We start from the raw sequence: 17,757 nt of genomic DNA, 5'->3' as shown, positions 1-17,757 counted from the left end.
GAACATTAAAAGAACACCTCTACCCTGTCAAGACTTGTTCTTAAAATGTTCTTATTTAGTTTTTTATTGCAAGGCAAGGCCCAATGTCGCAGCATAGAAAAAAACAGGGATACAATAAGTATGACAGAAGAAAATCAAGGCGTGCCGAAATTCACGGCTGCAGAACTTGGTGCCTTGGCCCACCTTTATCGTGGCGAGGTTTATCGTTCCACCACTTGGCGAACGCGACTGGACAATACGACCAACTGGGCCGTTGTCACGACAGGAATTGCTTTTTCCATCACCTTCAGTGGCGTAAATGCCTCTCCCCTCCCCCTTGTTCTCGTTGGGCTTCTGGTTATCGTGTTCCTGATTTTTGAAGCACGACGCTATCGCTACTTCAATGTCTGGCGTGCGCGTGCCCGTCACATTGAAACAGAGCTTTACGCCCCCATGCTTCTCGGTGATGATTATGAAAGAAACGGGGACTGGCACAAGATTCTCGCCAACGATTACATCAACCCGAAACATCATATCAGCCTGTTACGCGCAACGGGGCGACGCCTGCGCCGCAGTTATGCCTGGCTGTTAGCCATTCAAGCCATTGCCTATTACGGCAAACTGGCGATTCACCCCGCCCCTATGGAAGATATGACCCAGCTTTTTGAACGAGCCTCCATCGGTCCTTTGCCCGGTGAATTCGTCATCTTCATGCATGCACTGTTCCATTTAAGCTGGATCAGTGTCGCCGTCGGTACCCTTTATCACGATAAGGTTTCACGCCTAAAGCGCCGCTACAAAGGCGTTGGCATGGGCTAAATCAAATTTTGAAGGAAGTGGGGGTCTCTGTTGCTAGGTACCCCCGGACCCCACCTATTAAGACTCACCTTAATAGGAATTGAATTTGGTCAAGCGACTGCGTTACGCAGCAGCTGCAACCGGAGCCATACGATTGTCGTTGGCATCTATAAAAGTTTGCACCGATGTCGGTGGTAGCTCACCGAGCGCAGCACTGTATCTTTACTACCGCTGTCGATCCTATTTCGCCCCCCTCACAAACTGATCATATCTACAATCAGCTTATGGTGGAGGCGCCGGGTACCGCCCCCGGGTCCAGTCAGCCTATTCCATACAAGCCTCTAGCGCCGTAGTCTGCCGCTAAGCAGACCCCCTAGATGTAAGCCGACAAAGACCAAAGGTCAAGGAATCTAAAATAAAAAAAAGCCTGCCGCAATTGCGACAGACTTTTCAAATTCGTTTTTGCAAATCAAGCTGATTAGCGGCCCATGACCAAATCACCAAGGAAGAACAACCACGCCAGCATAAACAGGCCAATGCCCATTGTTGTAAGCGGGAACCAGTCACCCATAACTTTTTCATTGAAGAATTCGAACATACCCTAAACTCCATTAGCTTTTCATGTTGCAAGTGCCCCTCTTATTTCGCACCTACATTAAAAAGTCAAGAATTCGCAAAAGTAAAATTCAAAACCTATACTTAAGAACCTGAAAATAAAAAAGCCCGCCGAAAACGGCAGGCTTTTTAAATGGCGAGAGTGACGGGACTCGAACCCGCGGCCTTCGGCGTGACAGGCCGACGCTCTAACCAACTGAGCTACACCCCCATAAAGGAGCACCCAATGAACGCGAAAGTGGCGAGAGTGACGGGACTCGAACCCGCGGCCTTCGGCGTGACAGGCCGACGCTCTAACCAACTGAGCTACACCCCCTCACGTTCATTCAGACGCAGAGCAAAAGAGTGGTGGAGGGAGTTGGATTCGAACCAACGTAGGCGTAGCCAGCGGATTTACAGTCCGCCCCTTTTAGCCACTCAGGCATCCCTCCCAGGACCCTTGTCACACGCTCTGTGTCGTGGTGTGGGCCGGGTTATAACAGCGCCCTAAACCCCTTGCAACAGGATTTTTCATTTTTTTTGCACTTAATTGTCTTTGCTGCAGTTTTCCGCCTGTTAAACCGCAGAAAAACAGGGGTGTTACGCATATATACCTACTACAACTGCACCAAGGCTATCTACAAATACTCTCATCACGAAATTACAGGGGTATGTTACTGTAAATAAGAATGATTGAAGTCTGGAAAACACCAGTAAATGGAGATTCGACAATGGATGCAGCAGCAGTAATGGATATTTATGACGAGGCGTTTGACGAAGCGCTTGGTCGTGGAATTGCTGATATGGAAGCCAAGCGCGAAGCAAAAACCGCCGCCGCCATGATGCTCGCAGCCATGGATGGCATTGAAAATGAAGCTGCTTATAATCAGGTTGAAGAAGTTGTGGCTTCAAACTTGCTGAATTGAGCTTATAGATTCTTCTCGCGCCTTCCCTCCAGCCCTTTCTTGATTAAAGGGCTGTTTTTACTTCCCTACAAAAAAATGCAGGATTCTGTCAGATGGACGCCGCCGCAATTTTGGACATTTATGAAGAAGCCCTCGAAGAAGCTCACAGCCGAGGCATTAGCGCACCAGAAGATACCAAAGAAGCCACCACAGCCGCAGCCATGATGCTTGCCGCCATGGACGGCATTGAGGACGAGGCCGCCTATCAACAAGTTGAAGCATTAGTCGCAAGTCACACCTAGGGGGCTATCCCTAATCAAACAGGCTGTTCACAAAACAAAAGCCCCACTTCTCACGTCACCGTAAAGAAGTGGGGCTTTTTTATATGGGGCGATTGATGGGATTCGAACCCACGACATCTGGTACCACAAACCAGTGCTCTAACCAACTGAGCTACAATCGCCATTGGGTGGGCGCTTATGTACGCCAGCTCACCTTCATCGTCAATAGCTTTTCGACGAAAAATGACAAAAAAATGAATCAGCCAAAATGTGCCTTTAATCTGGCAACTGCCTCACGCAAAAGAGAAGGCTGTTTGCAGAAACAAAAACGTACAAAATGGCGCGGTCCATTTTCTTGATAAAACGCCCCTGTTGGCACAGCAGTTACCCCCACTTCTGTTGTGATATAACGGCAAAACTCCCCATCATCACCTTCAAACCCCAAGGGGGAGAAATCCACTGTCAGAAAATAGGTACCTTCACTTTGAAGGACCTTAAACCCAACCTCTCTCAATCCATCCGCAAGGATATCGCGCTGTGTCTGCATATCGGCTGTAAACTGGGTAAAGTAGGGCTCATCAAATCGCAAGCCTGCCGCCACAGCCTTTTGCAAGTTTGGCGCTGTGGTAAAGGTGACAAACTGATGCGCCTTGGCAATAGCCCCCATCAATTCAGCAGTGGCCGTGATATAACCAATTTTCCAACCTGTTAAAGAAAAAGTCTTGCCAGCCGACCCAATGCGGACACAACGATTGCGCATACCCGGCAAAGTCATCAGAGGGTGGTGTTTCTGTCCATCAAACACCAAATGCTCATAAACCTCATCACAAATGGCATAGGCACCGTGTTTTTCTAGGATCCTGGCCAGAAAAGATAATTCTTCCTGATTAAAAACTTTGCCAGATGGATTCATTGGAGAGTTTAAAACCAAGAGCTTGGTCTTCTCACTAAAGGCCGCGGCCAATGCATCACGGGGCAACTCCCAATGAGGGGGTTCCACACGCACCAGTTTGGGGATCGCGCCAATATGACGGATGATGGGGAGGTATGAATCATAAAGCGGTTCAATCAACACCACTTCGTCACCCGGATTAAGTAATCCCATAAAACAATCGCACAACGCTTCTGTCGCCCCAGACGTCACCATGACCTCACTTTGCCAATCCACATCCAAGTCGTAAAAACGTTTGTTATGTTCTGCAACCGCTTGGCGCAATTCAGGCAGTCCCATCATCGGTGGATACTGGTTTGACCCGTCCAGCAGAGCCTGCGCAGCAATCTGACGGATCTCCTTTGGCCCATCCACATCCGGAAACCCCTGCCCCAAATTAATACTGCCATACTCTGCTGCCAGCGCCGACATCGCGGTAAAGATCGTAGTTCCGTATTCGGAAAGTATTGAATTTTCTGAAAAACTCATTTATATCAAGCCCCTAAGAACGTTTCGAGAACGAAACTAAATGACAATATGTGACAGAAAATGAAACAAAACGCCAACATTAAACTGCATAAGATTGAGACGATCATCAAAAAAATGGGAATTGAAGAACTCGTCTCAACCTTTTCGCATTTCCTGCTTACAAAACAATACAGTAAGCATTTCAATTTGTCTGGCTCTGTATCAACTTTCTTTGTCACGTTGCAATAGGAGTATTCAAAATGGGAAAACCATTTGCTCGTAAGCACCTGACTTACGAAGATTTATCCGTTAAATGCCCACCTGATAAACGGTACCTTTTACTCTGGGATGATGACCCGGCAGGTATGGGGGTCCGTATCACTAAAACCAAGGTTTGCTACTTTATCCAATGGCGGCAGTTAAACCCAAAGAACGGAAAAAAAGAACTTAAACAGCATACCAAACCAGAATGGGATGCCCGGTTAAGCGGTTAAACAAACAATGGGATCACCGCCGCCTTTACGGGCCTGTAATTGCGCCAATGTAATACGGTTTAAACGCGACTGCTTACTCATAGGGGAAATATCCTCTAGCCTTGGAATGGTGCATCAGGGCGTAAACTCATAAAATAGATTTGCTTGGTTTCTCAAAAATATAGGCAAGACAAGGCAAAGGCTTGCAGGAAGTACTTGTACTTTCAAAAGACTTTAACGCCGTAATGCCTATATTTTAGGGAAATCCCGTAAGGGACGGGATGTATTTGAGGATAGAGCGGCGTTATAAAACCCTTAAAGTGCTCGCACTTCTGCAGGTTTCATGCCTTGTCTATCCTCAAATACATCTCCGCCAAACAAGTCTATTTTATGAGTTTACGCCCTAGGAAAGTTAACCGACTTGATGTGGGGTAAGTTTGTCGAAATCAAACGTCACACCAACACCCGGTTCATTAGGCGCAACAGCCTTATGGTCTTTGACCTGAAGGGGGCGCAGGGTATATTCATCAATCGGGAAACTATGGACTTCCAGCCAACCACCGTTGGGATGGCCGGACAATAAACTGACATTGAGTTCCTGCATCCCATGACTACAGACCGGAATGCCATGTTTCACGGATAATTCAGCAACTTGTAGCCAGACAGTGATCCCCCCGCAATTGCCGGTATCTGGCTGGATGAAAGACAGGTTCGCCTGTTCAAACGCGGTTTCAAACTCATGAATGGTATGAAGGTTTTCCCCCATTGCCAAGGGCACGCCGGTTTCTTCTGCCAACCGCTTATAACCGGCTAAATCTTCCGGAATAATGGGTTCTTCAAACCAGACGAGATTACTGGCCTTGAATTCTTTACAGGCTTCAAAAGCATGTCCGAGGTCCATCCCATAATTGGCATCAACCATAAAAGCAGCCTCCGGGCCAATGAAATCTCTGATTGCTTCAACCCGGTGCACGTCTTCTTGCAGGTTTTCACGCCCCACTTTGATCTTAAAGGCGTTGAACCCACGGTCTTTATAGCCCTGAATGTTCAACATGAGTTTTTCCAAAGAAAAATTCAGGTCAATACCACCGCAATAGGCATGGCAGGATGTGTCTGCCCCACCAGCCATTTCACGAAGAGACTTACCTGTTTCCTTACCACGAATATCCCACAGCGCAATATCAAGGGCAGAGATGGCAAAGGCGGACACACCGCCTCGACCAACATAGTGAATTTTCCAATGCAAATCTTCGTTGATCTGCTCAACATTTTTAGGTGAACACCCAATCAATGAAGGTGCAAGATCGTGTTTAATCATTGCCAAAATGGCATGACCGCCCCAGCCACCAGTATAGGTATAACCGGTCCCTTCGATCCCGCTGTCCAGGCGGATGGTTACAGTGACCAGCTCAAAATGATCATGATCACCATGTTTTGCATCGGATAAGACTTCCTTCAATGGAATTTTGAAAAGTCTCGCATCAATGCTGCTGATTTTAGACATAAGTTATATCTCCGTTGAAGGAAGTAAATGCTTACTGCAAAAGCTCATTTGGTAGCCACAAGGCGAGTTGCGGCCAAAGAATGACAAGTGCAAGCCCAAAAAGTTGGAGGAGGATGAAAGGAATAATCCCGGCATAAATCTGCTTCATTTTCACAGAACTTGGCGCGACCCCCTTCATATAGAACAAGGCGAAACCAAATGGCGGGGTTAGAAACGATGTCTGCAAATTGATCGCTGCAAGGATCGCAAACCAGTACAGAATATCTTTCTGTTCGACATATCCACCAAGATCCATTGCCGCTACAATCGGTGTAAAGACAGGCAGGATAATCAGTGTAATTTCAATCCAGTCAAAGAAGAAACCGAGCAGGAAAATCACCGCCATCAGCAGGAAGAGAAGTCCCCAGGACCCTAAATCCAGATAATTGATAAATTCAATAATCAGGTCTTCGCCGTACAACGCACGGAAAATATAGGAGAAAGCTGTCGCACCGAGGAAAATCATGAAGATCATCCCCGCAGTCAGTGCCGTTCTGTGGCAAACGTCTTGCAACGCTTCTTTATTCAAACGACCATTGAACAGGGCGAGTAAAATAGCCCCAAATGCACCCACACCCCCAGCTTCGGTCGGTGTCGCCCAACCGCCAAAGATTGAGCCCAGAACCATAATGATCAAAAAGACCGGTGGTACGAACCCTTTCAGCAGCAAGATGACCAGTTCTTTGGTGCTTTCCGGACCAATATCATCACTTAAAGGCGGTGCCCAATGCGGGTTCTTGCTCGCAATAAACAGGATATAGACGAAATACAAACAAGATAGAATCAGGCCAGGGACAATCGCCCCTAAAAACAGGTTCCCAACCGAAATTGCCATCAAATCCGCCATGATCACCAGCATAATGGAAGGCGGGATGAGAATGCCCAATGTCGCCGACGCGGCAATCGTGCCGGTTGCCAGCGGAGTATGATAGCGCTGATACAACATGGTTGGCAGGGCCATCATGGTCATCATCACCACAGAAGCACCGATAATGCCGGTTGTCGCCGCCATAATTGTGCCCATGACTGTCACAGAAAGGGCCAGGCCACCGGGAACGCGCCGCATGAGAACTTGCAGGATATAAAGCAAATCTTTTGCAACAAGGCTTCGTTCCAGCATGGTCCCCATAAAAATAAAACAGGGAATAGCCACCAAAACAAGGTTCTGTGCAGCGCCTTGCCAAAGCCGTTCAACAAAAAGGAAAAACTCATTGGGTTGGAGATAGCCAAATTCCCAGCCGAGAAGACCAAAACCCAGTGCAACCCCGCCAAGCGTAAAGGCCACAGGTAATCCAGCAAAGAGAGTGATGCCCAAAGTCAGAAACATATAGGCCGCGAGAAATTCTTCAAAATGTTCAATCATGTCATGGGCCTATTTTCATCAGGAATTTCCGGATTATCGACATGAAACTCTTCATGAGAGCCATCGCCGGGCGAAACGTCGTCCACATGTTCCTCAACTTCTACCGGGAAAATATTCAATGCTTCATCGGCAGCAGCAGCATGCTCGGGTTTACCAAACAGATAGAACGCCAGTTTGATCGCAACGGACACACAAGTCAGGAAGATGACAACCACACCCACAAGGAATACAGATTTAATAATCCAGCGATGAGGCAGTCCAGTCAGCGCATCTGAGCCTTCACCTGAAAGATAGGCTCTGGCGACAAATTCCCAGCTGTAGAAACAAATAACGGCGAAGAACGGTAAAGCGAAAAAAAGAATACCCAGCAGCTCATTAATGGCCTGGCGTCGGTGCGATAGGTTTTCGCGCAAGACATCAACACGAACATGGGCGTTGTGAAGATATGTCATGCCAAATGCAGTCAAGAAAATCGCGGCATGAAGGTGCCATTCCATTTCTTGCAATTTGGTTGGCGACAGAAATTCATACAACGGTGAATTCAGGATGGCTTGTTGGATAAATTGAAATTTTCGGGTTAAGACATCAAAAATAATGATGAATATAAGCGGTAAAATAAGCCAGCTTCCCAGTTGACCGACTTTTTCGCAAAGACGATCTATCCTGTCGGTTACTTTCAATAAAAAAGGCATGTTAAGATCCCTTTGTCTTTTGCGGAAAAAAATAATCCTTAAAGAAAATGGGAGAGATTGCCGCCAAAGACGGCGCCCTCTCCCATGACGTAAGGGCAGGAATTACTGGAGGTAGCCGTTCTTACGCCAAACTTTGTAGTTTTCGCGGAAGTCAGAATAGGATTTCCAGATACGCTTGGAATCTTCGCTATCTGCGATTTCTTCAGCAATCACTTCTTTCCATGCTTTTTCAAAGTGACCGATCATCTCATCAGACCAACGGTGAATCGTGACGCCTTTTTCCTGACTTTCCAGCATGGCACTAAACTGAGTGGCTTCACCTTCTGCAAATGTATTTGCCGTTTGTGCTTCACAAGATGTTGTGATGATCGCTTGCTCAGCCTTGGACAGTTTTTTCCACTTGTCCATATTCACGAGAAGTTCAAGCAAAGTCGTTTGCTGGTGCCAACCAGGGAAGTAGTTATGTTTTGCAACTTGATAAAAACCGATATTTTTATCAACGACTGGCATAGAAAATTCAGTTGCATCAATGGTGCCGAGTTCAAGCGCCGGATAGATGTCGCCACCAGCCAGCAATTGTGTAGAAACGCCGAATTTTTCCATGACTTTTGCGCCAAGGCCAAAGAAACGCATTTTCAAACCTTTAAGATCTTCAACGCTGTTAATCGGCTTTTTAAACCAACCAGATGTTTCTGGTGGAATAACCCCACAAACCAGATATTTGATATTGTCGCGCGCAAACATTTCTTCTGCGATTTCCAGACCACCGCCGTAACGCATCCAGGCAAGAAATTCACCAGCACCAGGACCAAACGGCACGGAAGAGAAAAACGCATAGGCCGGGTTTTTACCAACGTGATAACCAGAGACACCGAAACCAGCATCAATAGAACCTTGAGAGACCGCATCATAATATTTCGTGCCACCAACGAGAGCGCCGGGTTCAAACACTTTTACAGCCAACTCGTTGCCACTCATGGTGTTGATTTTATCGGCAAGACCATGAGCACCTGTCCCCAAAATCGGTAGGTTTTGCCCCCATGCGGAATGGAGCTTCATACGTGTTTTTGCATCAGCGGTATCGCCCAGGCCGGTTAAAGTAGCAGCAGCAATCAAGCCTGCGCCAATAAGTTTCTTAAAGTTCATCTGCAAAACCTCCCTTGGTGTTAAAGGCAGAATATTAAAAATAAAAAAAAAATTGAACCGGTTCAGCTTGATTACCCACAAGGTCGCACCATGTAGAACCAGGCGTTTACTGCGGACTTCTTGCTGAACGGTAAGACGTTTCCTTTTTGTCATCCTTAACGAATGTTCACGTGAACATATTCCAGTGTCTGACAAAATGTCAAGCCTTCTATTTTTATTATGGCTCCATCTAAAGTGAGTCAGTTCAACAAAAGGTGTTCGGATTAAAGCTTAATTAGCAGAGAGCTTGAAATCATGACCTGAAAAATTTGAACCGGTTCAAATTAAGTTAATTAAACCGGTTCAATTCCGACTTGTCAAGTTGCTTTTTCTATAGTTTCAGATTTCAAATTATTTTAGAGTGTAAAAAGAGACATCACAAAAGCCCCCTATCTTATGAGTTAGACCCAAAGGGTATTGGAAAATAAAATGAATTCAGAAAAACAAAAAAGAATAACCCTGAAGGATCTTGCCCTGCATCTAAACCTTTCAAAAGCAACAGTTTCTATGGCATTGAAAGGAAATGACCTCATTTCCCAAAAAACAAGAGAAAAAGTCTCCAAAGCCGCCACTGAACTGGGATATGTTTATAACCGACGGGCAGCTGCCTTAACCACAGGGGAAACTCGAACAATCGGCCTTGCTGTACATGATATTAATAACCCGTACTTTGCGCGACTCGGTGCTTCTGTTGAAGAAGTTTTGACAAAACATAAACGGATGGCGTTTCTAACGAACACAAACGATTCGCTTGAAATTCAAGATCGGTTCATCAAGGCTTTAATTGAACATAATGCAGATGGTCTTATTTTATGCCCCGCCGAACATACAAAAGCTGATGTGATCAAACGGCTGCAAAGCACAGGCATGCCAGTTGTCAATATTGTTCGGGAGATTGCAGAAGCCCCTTGTGATTTTGTTGGCAATGATGAAAAGCGTGCCTTTTTTTTGGCAACTGAACACATTCTTGCTTTAGGCCATAAAAATATCGTGATGTTAGGCGGCAATCAGAAGACCTCAACCAGCATAGGGCGTCGTACAGGCTTTAAGAAAGCGTTGGAGGCTGCTGCTATTGAAGTGACAGACCAGCATTATGTGGATTGTAACAGCAGTCCAGAAAGTGGTGCACAAGCTGTCAAAGAAATGATGTCCAAGCCCAACAGGCCAACGGCAATTCTGTGTTTTACAGACTTGATTGCGTTGGGAGTATTGTCTGAACTTATCGAGATGGGGCTGACACCCGGTAAAGATATTGCGGTCATGGGCTGTGATGGCATTCCAGAAGGGTCTCGCGCCTACACACAGTTAAGCACCGTCAACATCCCCAAAAGAGAAATCGGACGACACGCCGCAGAACTAATGTGCAAACGACTGGAAAACCCTGAACGGGATTTTGAAAGGATCATTACAGAACCACGCTTGGTCATTCGAAAAAGCTGCGGCGCATCCAGATAAAACCTGAACTAGGGTCAGGCCCCTAGACTAACCACGAATAATAAGATCCGCGTCAAATTTCTTTTCGCGTGTGGTGCTGGCTGTCGCTTCTTCCCATGGGGGTTTGATCAGTTCAATGGTTTCATGGGCCAAGCGATCTACGGGGAGGCGAACCGTTGAAATGCCCCCATCTAACCATTCAAAAAACGATGGATCACCATAACCAATAAAGCAGACATCAGTATGTGGGCTAAGCTTATTTTCCATCAGGGTGCTCAACGCCCCAGTCGAAATTTCAAAACCACCGCAGATTAGACCTGTCGCTTTCTTTTGGGTGCAAATATCTTTCGCACTTTCCTGCCCCATTTTGAAAGACGGTGATTTTGTATAGATGAGTTGATTTTCTGACTTTAAGCCAGCCTCGCGAATCCCATCCATAAAGGCAGATAACCGGGCTCTTCCGGTTGAGAGCTGTGTATCAGCCCCAATATACCCAATATGCGTATGGCCCTTTTTTGCAAGTTCCACAACAGCATTAGAAATTGCATCATGATCGTTAATCAGAATCGAAGCAGAAGGAACTTTTATTGGAGTTTGCCGGATAAGTTGAATGACTTTCATGCTCCCAAAACTGTTCACATCGCTGGCACTCGTGCCCGGGGTTGGGACCATGGCAACCGCCATCGCCTGAACCTCTCGCAGTCTTTCCAAGGCCTGTTGTTCAATTTCCGGATCATCATTGGTGAGATGAATAATCAGATGATAGGAGTTTTCATCACAGGCATGTGCCATGGCATTGGCAAAACGGGCATAAAATTCATTGACGATATTAGGCAGAAGCAAACCCACAATTCCTGTAATGTCCCCACGCATGGCCTTGGCGGCAGCATTTTTGACATACCCAAGCTCTCGTGCCCTTTTTAAGACAGTTTCACGAGTTTCTTTTTGGACATTTGGATGGTTTGACAAGGCACGAGAGACCGTCATATGGGAAATTCCCAGGTCTTGTGCAATGGATTTAATCGTAGCGCGTTTGGTCAATTGTCATCTCTTGTTAAATAGTTTCACTATCTTTAAATGAATTTGAAGACTTGACAAATATTTTTTTAAAATGATATGTTCACGTGAACATTGAGGCACCCTAAGGAGAAAACCAACATGTCAGACATACTCAGAAACAGATGCGTTGAGTTAATTGAACAGCTTGGAATCGGCAACGCTCAGGATGTGACGGAAGTCACCCCCCTCACTGGTGGGGTTGCATCTGATATCGCACGGGTCACTGTTGGTGGTCGTCAACTTTGTATCAAATTTGCATTGGCGAAATTGAAAGTAAAAGAAGACTGGCAGGCCCCGGTTCATCGCAACGCCGCTGAATATGCATGGCTTAAAGTCGCCGCAGAAATGCAACCCAAGGGGGCCGTGAAATTATTTGGACAATCAGACGAGCTGCATGGTTTTGCAATGGAATTTGTCTCTGGTGATGGGGTCTATCTCTGGAAAGAAGCCATGTTAGAAGGTGATTCCGCAGGTGAGGAAGCTGAAATGGTCGGTGATGCCTTGGGCCATATTCATGCAGCCTCTGCCCAAGATGGTTTTGACCAGTCAGCCTTTAAAAATCGTGATGATTTTTACGATATTCGCGTAGAGCCTTATCTCGTCTTTACAGCAGGTCGCCACCCAGAGATCGCTGATACACTAAAAGAAATGGCCGAGGGTCTTTATAACAGTAATCAAGTCCTTGTTCATGGTGATATCAGCCCGAAGAACATTCTTCTGCGCACCGAAGGACCGGTGTTCCTTGATGCCGAATGCGCGACCATGGGGGATGCCAGTTTCGACCCTGCCTTCTGCCTGAACCATCTGGTGATTAAGGCTCTTCACCTCCCAGCCAAAAGAAAGCAGCTGCTTAAATCGGCTCTCACATTCTGGGAATCTTATGCCTCCCATATCTGCTGGGAAGACCCCGCTGTTCTGGAAGCACGCGTTTGCCGCTTACTCGCCGCTTTTATGCTGGCTCGCGTCGATGGGAAATCACCTGTTGAATACTTGAATGAAGATGAACGCACCTCTCTCAGGGGGCTGGCGCTCTCGCTCTTAAAAGAACCAAAACAAACTTTATCTGATTTTATCAATCAGCTCACACTGGATTTAGAAGGAAAATAACCCGTGACAAAAATTACAGCAGTTAAAGGTCGCCGTGTCTGGGATTCCCGTGGGAACCCGACAGTTGAAGTCGATATCACATTGGAAAACGGCCTTATGGGTCGCGCCATTGCACCCGCAGGAGCCTCGCGTGGTTTGCGCGAAGCCATTGACCTTCGCGATGGTGGTTCTGCGCTCAGCGGTAAGGGTGTCGACAAGGCACTTGCCAGCGTCAATGGTCCCATTGCCCAGGCCCTGACAGGTATGGATATTGAAGATCAGAAAGCATTGGATGATGCCATTCTTGGCTTGGACAGTTCCCCGATGAAAGAAAATCTGGGGGGCAATGCGACCGTAGCAACCTCTTTAGCTTGTTTACACGGTGCAGCGGCCAATGCAAAGAAAGCCTTGTGGCGTCATGTTGCCGACACCTATGACTGTACCCCTGCTCTTCCCTTGCCGGAAATTCAAATCTTTGGTGGTGGTGCCCATGCCTCTGGCCGTGTGGACATTCAGGACTTCATGATCATGGTGCCCGGTGCTTCGTCTTTTGATGAAGTGATGGAAGTGACCAACGAAGTCTATTTTGCCGCTGGTGACATCATGGCACAAAAAGGCAAGCTGGCTGGTGTTGCCGATGAAGGCGGCTGGTGGCCGATGTTTGACAGCAACGAAGAAGCATTGGAAACACTGGTCAGTGCAATTGAAAAGGCGGGTGAAAAACCGGGTAAGCGCGTGGTGATTTCACTGGATATTGCGGCCTCTGAATTCTGTGAAAATGGTCGTTACCGCCTTGCACTGGAAGATCGTGAAATGGACAGTAGCGCCATGATTGACATGCTGGACAAATGGATCACTGATTACCCGATTGCAGCGATTGAAGACCCGGTGGATGAAGGCGATAAAGAAGGCATGATCGAATTCACCCGTCGTTTTGGTGACAAGCTGCAAATCATCGGTGATGACTATCTCGTGACCAATGCCAAGCTGGTTGAACAGGGCATTGCTGATAACGCCTGTAATGCCGTTCTTGTCAAAGTCAACCAAGCCGGGACGGTCAGTGAATCTGTCGACACATTCAAGGCTGCACAAAAAGCCGGTTGGGGCGCGGTGGTTTCTGCACGCTCTGGTGAAACAGAAGATGTCTCCATCAGTCACCTGTCTACAGGTCTGGGCTGTGGTCAATTGAAAGTCGGTTCCTTCACCCGTTCTGAACGTATGGTGAAATGGAATGAATGTTTACGCATTCAGGACGAACTGGGTGCTGATACATTTGTTGGTGGTGCCCCGTTGAAAAACACATGGTGGGCAAAACAGTAACCACCTGCAATGCAGGACTGGCAGGCAACAGCCCGCCTGCCAGTCCTGCGCTGTTTTAAACCTTAATCGAACAACACGCCTCACAAGAAAGCTGACAATGACAAACGCCCCCTCAAAACAAGTCAAAATCGTCGCCACCCTTGGCCCCTCCAGCTCCTCAGTCGAGAAAATTCTGGAACTGGCAAAGGCAGGGGCCAATGTCTTTCGCTTAAACTTCTCCCATGGTGATTATGACGAACATGCTGCACGTATCAAGGCCGTGCGTCAGGCTGAAAAGGAACTTGATCGTCCCCTTGGCCTTTTCATGGATTTACAGGGGCCAAAGTTCCGTCTGGGGACATTTACTGATCAAAAAATCCATTTGAAAGCTGGTGAGTCTTTCCGGTTTGATTTACAGGATAAACCGGGCACGCAAGAGCGTGTGTACATGCCCCATCCAGAAATTTTGCAAGGATTGTCCATTGGCAACCGTTTGTTAATTGACGATGGCAAAATGATCATGACGGTGACAGAGGTTGGCAGCGGTTATGCCGTAACCAAGGCTGAAGTTGACGGATATCTCTCTGATCGCAAAGGCGTCAGTGTTCCAGATTCAGAAATTAAAGTGTCAGCTATGACTGATAAGGATAAACGCGACCTGGCCTTTGGCCTTGAACAAGGCATTGGCAGTGTGGCGCTATCTTTTGTACAACGCCCTGAAGACCTAAAAGAACTGAGAGAGCTTGCCGGTGGGCGCATCCAAGTCATTGCGAAAATTGAAAAACCAAATGCAGTCGACCACCTTGCCGCCATTATTGAAGAAACCGATGCGGTGATGGTCGCCCGTGGCGACCTCGGTGTAGAACTACCGCCAGAAAAAGTCCCTGCAATTCAAAAGAAAATCATCTCTTATGCCCGCAACCGTGGCCGCCCCGTTATTGTGGCAACCCAGATGCTTGAAACCATGATCAACACCCCAACCCCAACACGGGCCGAAGCCTCTGACGTTGCAACAGCAGTCTATGACGGCGTGGATGCGGTGATGCTGTCGGCGGAAACAGCCGCCGGGGATTATCCGGTTGAGGCCGTTTCGTTGATGTCACGCATTATTCGTGAAGTCGAAACAGACCCGTTACATCGTTCCTTGATGGATGCGTCGCGTAACAAAACAGAAAACACCAAGACAGATGCCATCAGTGCAGCTGCCCGCCAGGTGGCCTCCACAATTGAGGCACAGGCGGTGATTTGTTACTCCACATCGGGAAAAACAGCGCTAAGGGCTGCACGTGAGCGCCCCGAAGCCCCGGTGATTGCCTTGACCCATGATCTGCAAGTGGCAAGATCACTCTGCCTTGGCTGGGGCATTGCCCCGATTGTATGTAGTGATGCAACAAATGTCAGTGAAATGGTTCAAATCGCCCTGGAACTTACCAAAAACAAAGGCTTTGTTAACGTCGGTGACAGTGTGGTCATCACCGCAGGTGTCCCTTTTGGGAGTGCAGGTACCACAAATATTCTTCGCATTGCAGAGGTGCAATAGAAGCGTTCACAGCAACAATATATTTTTAATACACCTGTGTTTTTTCGTCTCCCTAGAATGAGAGCGCAGGCAACTTGCCCCTCGGGCGTGACCCGTGATCCCGAGGGGCTTTTTTTCTATTAAGGCGTAAACTCATAAAATAGACTTGCTTTGGTTTCCCTAAAATATAGGCAAGACAAGGCAAAGGCTTGCAGGAAGTACTTGTACTTTCAAAAGACTTTAACGCCGTAATGCCTATATTTTAGGGAAATCCCGTAAGGGACGGGATGTATTTGAGGATAGAGCTGCGTTATAAACCCCTTAAAGTGCTCGCACTTCTGCGGGTTTCATGCCTTGTCTATCCTCAAATACATCTCCGCCAAACAAGTCTATTTTATGATTTTACGCCCTAGGAGCAAGGCAACGCAATGAAGGAAGAATCCCCCCTCACAGAAGAGAAGACATCTCCTCTCCTTGGCTTTATTTGCGCTGTTCTGATGGCGGGTATTTGGGCCGGTTTTATCGTCGTTTCCCGTTTGGGAGCACTCAGCCCTCTCACCATTTATGATATGGCGGCCTTACGTTTCGGATTTGCGGGGCTTTTGCTGTTACCGGCAACCTACTTGTGGTGGCCACGCCATTTAAGCCTCTTTCAAATTCTGGTCCTTGCTGGTGGAACAGGCGTTCCCTACGTCTTATTGGCCTATACTGGTTTTCTATTTGCACCTGTCTCACATGGTGGTGTCTTTATTAATGGCACCTTGCCAATCTTTGCAACGCTGATTACCGTTGTCTGGCTGGGTAGCCGCCCCTCTGTTCAAACCTGGATCGCTATTTTTGTCATCTTAAGCGGCTGTGCCTTAACGGCATTTGCCAAAGACGGGTTTGGTAATTTAAACAGCCTCATCGGTGATGCGTTCTTTATGACTGCGGCTTTTTCCATGGCCGTTTATATGCCTGCAACCAGAACCTGGACAGTTTCCCTCAAAGAACTGCTTGCCATGGTCCCCATTGTCAATGCCGTCCTTTTCATCCCCATCTGGTGGTTGTTCTTACCCACTAACCTTGCCGCCTCACCGATGGAAGATATCCTCATCCAAATGATCTATCAGGGGTTGGGACCAAGTATCTTGGGGCTCATTTTCTTCTATCTGGCGATCAAACACCTCGGAACAACCCCAACAGCCGCCATTGTCGCCGTTGTCCCTACAATCGCGTCGCTAGCTGGCATACCAATCCTTCAAGAAACCCCTGTTCCACTCGAATGGATTGGCATGTTTCTCGTCACCACGGGGATCTGGTTAACACTGCGTGCAGACTAAGAGAGTATTTCCTAGGGGTAAAGTGCCGCAGTTGATAAGAATGACTTTCAATGCTAGAAAGTGACAACAAATAACAACCCAAAGCTGACGAATGCTTGACGTCAACTTTTGGGAGGATTGTAATGGGAACACCATACAAAAGAAAAGTCCTAACTGACCTGACATGTGCAACGACGAAGCCCGGTAAAAAAAATAAGCTGCTCTGGGACGCGACCGTGCCGGGCCTGCTGCTCAAAATCAGCCCCAGCAACTACCGCTCATGGAACTTGTAATATATGCCGCCAAAGAAACAACTCAAACGATTCAGCCCCGTATCCGACTTGAGCAATTCGATCCACTCGAAGAACGCCGTCGTGGCCATAATATGGTGAACCAGCCTTACAGATAGCGGAAGTCGAGCGGTTGCGAAAGGTCAAGTCGGATACGGGTCTGATCGAGTTCTGGTTGGATCGGTTGGCTATTGCCGGTAATGCTTATATTGACCGTGCAGAGTGGCACCTTAAGGAAATCTGCGGCGTAGAAGTCTCCAAGAATTTGTTTTCCACGGTGACAGATGCTGTCATAGATGAAGTCTGAGACTGACAGAACCGCCCTCTTGATGCGGTTTATCCTGTCATCATCTTTGATGCCCTGCGGGTTAAAATCCGCGATAAAGGCACGGTCCGCAACAAGGCTGTTTATCTGGCCTTGGGACTTAACGCCAAAATGGTTATGGGAAGGTTGCCTGCGGTGTTCTGAACCGTATGCTACACCGACTGACTGCGATATCATCCTGTAATCGCTGTGTGGTGCTTGTATCGGACTTTCCTTCCTGCCGATTTTGAGC

Annotated in this window: 17 protein-coding genes, 4 tRNA genes, 1 other RNA gene and 1 pseudogene; 11 read left to right on the top strand and 12 right to left on the bottom strand. The window is 47.4% G+C overall.

Annotated elements, in window-relative coordinates; translation table 11 throughout:
- The first annotated feature begins 120 nt into the window (after nt 1-120).
- Entirely contained in the window at nt 121-798 is a 678-nt protein-coding gene (locus tag E4K71_RS04415) for a DUF2270 domain-containing protein (protein ID WP_135077121.1), read from the top strand.
- A gap of 16 nt (nt 799-814) precedes the next feature.
- On the opposite strand, the gene ssrA is transcribed toward E4K71_RS04415, so the two are convergent.
- The 4 genes from ssrA to E4K71_RS04395 all read right to left on the bottom strand — a co-directional run bounded on the left by ssrA (nt 815) and on the right by E4K71_RS04395 (nt 1,823).
- Nucleotides 815-1,186: a transfer-messenger RNA gene (gene ssrA, locus E4K71_RS04410) on the bottom strand.
- 340 nt (nt 1,187-1,526) lie between these two features.
- Nucleotides 1,527-1,603 (bottom strand) — tRNA-Asp (locus tag E4K71_RS04405).
- A 28-nt stretch (nt 1,604-1,631) separates the two neighbouring features.
- Nucleotides 1,632-1,708, bottom strand: a tRNA-Asp gene (locus E4K71_RS04400).
- 30 nt (nt 1,709-1,738) lie between these two features.
- Nucleotides 1,739-1,823 (bottom strand) — tRNA-Tyr (locus tag E4K71_RS04395).
- A gap of 279 nt (nt 1,824-2,102) precedes the next feature.
- Between E4K71_RS04395 and E4K71_RS04390 the strand changes: the two genes are divergently transcribed.
- Nucleotides 2,103-2,297, top strand: coding sequence for a hypothetical protein (locus tag E4K71_RS04390; RefSeq protein WP_135077118.1), 195 nt, complete (start codon nt 2,103-2,105; stop codon nt 2,295-2,297).
- 92 nt (nt 2,298-2,389) lie between these two features.
- Nucleotides 2,390-2,578, top strand: a complete 189-nt coding sequence (locus tag E4K71_RS04385; RefSeq protein WP_135077115.1) for a hypothetical protein — start codon at nt 2,390-2,392, stop codon at nt 2,576-2,578.
- 84 nt (nt 2,579-2,662) lie between these two features.
- Here E4K71_RS04385 and E4K71_RS04380 read toward each other — a convergent pair.
- Together E4K71_RS04380 and E4K71_RS04375 are read right to left on the bottom strand one after the other, a co-directional pair.
- Nucleotides 2,663-2,739: transfer RNA gene (locus E4K71_RS04380), tRNA-His, on the bottom strand.
- A gap of 77 nt (nt 2,740-2,816) precedes the next feature.
- A complete protein-coding gene (locus tag E4K71_RS04375) occupies nt 2,817-3,977 on the bottom strand; it encodes an aminotransferase (protein WP_135077112.1) in 1,161 nt (386 codons plus the stop codon).
- A 239-nt stretch (nt 3,978-4,216) separates the two neighbouring features.
- Between E4K71_RS04375 and E4K71_RS04370 the strand changes: the two genes are divergently transcribed.
- Complete coding sequence (locus E4K71_RS04370) at nt 4,217-4,450, top strand: hypothetical protein (protein WP_135077109.1); 234 nt, start codon at nt 4,217-4,219, stop codon at nt 4,448-4,450.
- On the opposite strand, the gene E4K71_RS18545 is transcribed toward E4K71_RS04370, so the two are convergent.
- The 5 genes from E4K71_RS18545 to E4K71_RS04350 all read right to left on the bottom strand — a co-directional run bounded on the left by E4K71_RS18545 (nt 4,439) and on the right by E4K71_RS04350 (nt 9,173).
- Nucleotides 4,439-4,531, bottom strand: a complete 93-nt coding sequence (locus tag E4K71_RS18545; RefSeq protein ID WP_167730272.1) for a 3-methyl-2-oxobutanoate hydroxymethyltransferase — start codon at nt 4,529-4,531, stop codon at nt 4,439-4,441. The genes E4K71_RS04370 and E4K71_RS18545 overlap by 12 nt on opposite strands.
- Nucleotides 4,532-4,841: 310 nt before the next feature.
- The gene (locus E4K71_RS04365) at nt 4,842-5,933 is read right to left on the bottom strand and encodes a mandelate racemase/muconate lactonizing enzyme family protein (RefSeq protein ID WP_135077106.1); all 1,092 of its coding nucleotides are present in this window, start codon (nt 5,931-5,933) and stop codon (nt 4,842-4,844) included.
- Nucleotides 5,934-5,964: 31 nt separating this feature from the next.
- The gene (locus E4K71_RS04360) at nt 5,965-7,335 is read right to left on the bottom strand and encodes a TRAP transporter large permease subunit (protein ID WP_135077104.1); all 1,371 of its coding nucleotides are present in this window, start codon (nt 7,333-7,335) and stop codon (nt 5,965-5,967) included.
- Entirely contained in the window at nt 7,332-8,027 is a 696-nt protein-coding gene (locus E4K71_RS04355; protein ID WP_135077101.1) for a TRAP transporter small permease subunit, read from the bottom strand. The genes E4K71_RS04360 and E4K71_RS04355 overlap by 4 nt, the downstream gene beginning before the upstream one ends.
- A gap of 102 nt (nt 8,028-8,129) precedes the next feature.
- Nucleotides 8,130-9,173, bottom strand: a complete 1,044-nt coding sequence (locus E4K71_RS04350; RefSeq protein ID WP_135077098.1) for a TRAP transporter substrate-binding protein — start codon at nt 9,171-9,173, stop codon at nt 8,130-8,132.
- Nucleotides 9,174-9,641: 468 nt separating this feature from the next.
- Between E4K71_RS04350 and E4K71_RS04345 the strand changes: the two genes are divergently transcribed.
- The gene (locus E4K71_RS04345; protein WP_135077094.1) at nt 9,642-10,667 is read left to right on the top strand and encodes a LacI family DNA-binding transcriptional regulator; all 1,026 of its coding nucleotides are present in this window, start codon (nt 9,642-9,644) and stop codon (nt 10,665-10,667) included.
- A gap of 27 nt (nt 10,668-10,694) precedes the next feature.
- Here the strand turns inward: E4K71_RS04345 and E4K71_RS04340 are convergent, their stop codons facing one another.
- A complete protein-coding gene (locus tag E4K71_RS04340) occupies nt 10,695-11,687 on the bottom strand; it encodes a LacI family DNA-binding transcriptional regulator (RefSeq protein WP_135077092.1) in 993 nt (330 codons plus the stop codon).
- 117 nt (nt 11,688-11,804) lie between these two features.
- On the opposite strand from E4K71_RS04340, the gene E4K71_RS04335 reads away from it, so the two are divergent.
- The 6 genes and pseudogenes from E4K71_RS04335 to E4K71_RS18410 all read left to right on the top strand — a co-directional run.
- Entirely contained in the window at nt 11,805-12,812 is a 1,008-nt protein-coding gene (locus E4K71_RS04335) for an aminoglycoside phosphotransferase family protein (protein ID WP_135077089.1), read from the top strand.
- A gap of 3 nt (nt 12,813-12,815) precedes the next feature.
- Nucleotides 12,816-14,111 carry a phosphopyruvate hydratase gene (gene eno, locus E4K71_RS04330; RefSeq protein WP_135077086.1) on the top strand — a complete coding sequence of 432 codons (1,296 nt, stop codon included), beginning with the start codon at nt 12,816-12,818 and terminating at the stop codon, nt 14,109-14,111.
- A 97-nt stretch (nt 14,112-14,208) separates the two neighbouring features.
- Nucleotides 14,209-15,630 carry a pyruvate kinase gene (gene pyk, locus E4K71_RS04325; protein ID WP_135077083.1) on the top strand — a complete coding sequence of 474 codons (1,422 nt, stop codon included), beginning with the start codon at nt 14,209-14,211 and terminating at the stop codon, nt 15,628-15,630.
- A 407-nt stretch (nt 15,631-16,037) separates the two neighbouring features.
- Entirely contained in the window at nt 16,038-16,931 is an 894-nt protein-coding gene (locus E4K71_RS04320) for a DMT family transporter (protein ID WP_135077080.1), read from the top strand.
- 259 nt (nt 16,932-17,190) lie between these two features.
- The gene (locus E4K71_RS18540) at nt 17,191-17,319 is read left to right on the top strand and encodes a hypothetical protein (RefSeq protein WP_276321853.1); all 129 of its coding nucleotides are present in this window, start codon (nt 17,191-17,193) and stop codon (nt 17,317-17,319) included.
- A gap of 125 nt (nt 17,320-17,444) precedes the next feature.
- A pseudogene (locus E4K71_RS18410) lies at nt 17,445-17,633 on the top strand (transposase); the annotation flags it as partial.
- Between the last annotated feature and the right edge of the window lie 124 nt (nt 17,634-17,757).

Source organism: Terasakiella sp. SH-1, assembly GCF_004564135.1.
Lineage (GTDB): Bacteria > Pseudomonadota > Alphaproteobacteria > Rhodospirillales > Terasakiellaceae > Terasakiella.
This window is presented reverse-complemented; position numbering and strand designations above follow the sequence as displayed.

What these genes read in the sequence shown, in the direction of transcription:
- E4K71_RS04415 (WP_135077121.1), top strand. Translation starts at nt 121, where the DNA reads ATGACAGAAGAAAATCAAGGCGTGCCGAAATTCACGGCTGCAGAACTT.
- E4K71_RS04390 (WP_135077118.1), top strand. Translation starts at nt 2,103, where the DNA reads ATGGATGCAGCAGCAGTAATGGATATTTATGACGAGGCGTTTGACGAA.
- E4K71_RS04385 (WP_135077115.1), top strand. Translation starts at nt 2,390, where the DNA reads ATGGACGCCGCCGCAATTTTGGACATTTATGAAGAAGCCCTCGAAGAA.
- E4K71_RS04375 (WP_135077112.1), bottom strand. Translation starts at nt 3,977, where the DNA reads ATGAGTTTTTCAGAAAATTCAATACTTTCCGAATACGGAACTACGATC.
- E4K71_RS04370 (WP_135077109.1), top strand. Translation starts at nt 4,217, where the DNA reads ATGGGAAAACCATTTGCTCGTAAGCACCTGACTTACGAAGATTTATCC.
- E4K71_RS18545 (WP_167730272.1), bottom strand. Translation starts at nt 4,531, where the DNA reads ATGAGTAAGCAGTCGCGTTTAAACCGTATTACATTGGCGCAATTACAG.
- E4K71_RS04365 (WP_135077106.1), bottom strand. Translation starts at nt 5,933, where the DNA reads ATGTCTAAAATCAGCAGCATTGATGCGAGACTTTTCAAAATTCCATTG.
- E4K71_RS04360 (WP_135077104.1), bottom strand. Translation starts at nt 7,335, where the DNA reads ATGATTGAACATTTTGAAGAATTTCTCGCGGCCTATATGTTTCTGACT.
- E4K71_RS04355 (WP_135077101.1), bottom strand. Translation starts at nt 8,027, where the DNA reads ATGCCTTTTTTATTGAAAGTAACCGACAGGATAGATCGTCTTTGCGAA.
- E4K71_RS04350 (WP_135077098.1), bottom strand. Translation starts at nt 9,173, where the DNA reads ATGAACTTTAAGAAACTTATTGGCGCAGGCTTGATTGCTGCTGCTACT.
- E4K71_RS04345 (WP_135077094.1), top strand. Translation starts at nt 9,642, where the DNA reads ATGAATTCAGAAAAACAAAAAAGAATAACCCTGAAGGATCTTGCCCTG.
- E4K71_RS04335 (WP_135077089.1), top strand. Translation starts at nt 11,805, where the DNA reads ATGTCAGACATACTCAGAAACAGATGCGTTGAGTTAATTGAACAGCTT.
- pyk (WP_135077083.1), top strand. Translation starts at nt 14,209, where the DNA reads ATGACAAACGCCCCCTCAAAACAAGTCAAAATCGTCGCCACCCTTGGC.
- E4K71_RS04320 (WP_135077080.1), top strand. Translation starts at nt 16,038, where the DNA reads ATGAAGGAAGAATCCCCCCTCACAGAAGAGAAGACATCTCCTCTCCTT.
- E4K71_RS18540 (WP_276321853.1), top strand. Translation starts at nt 17,191, where the DNA reads ATGGAACTTGTAATATATGCCGCCAAAGAAACAACTCAAACGATTCAG.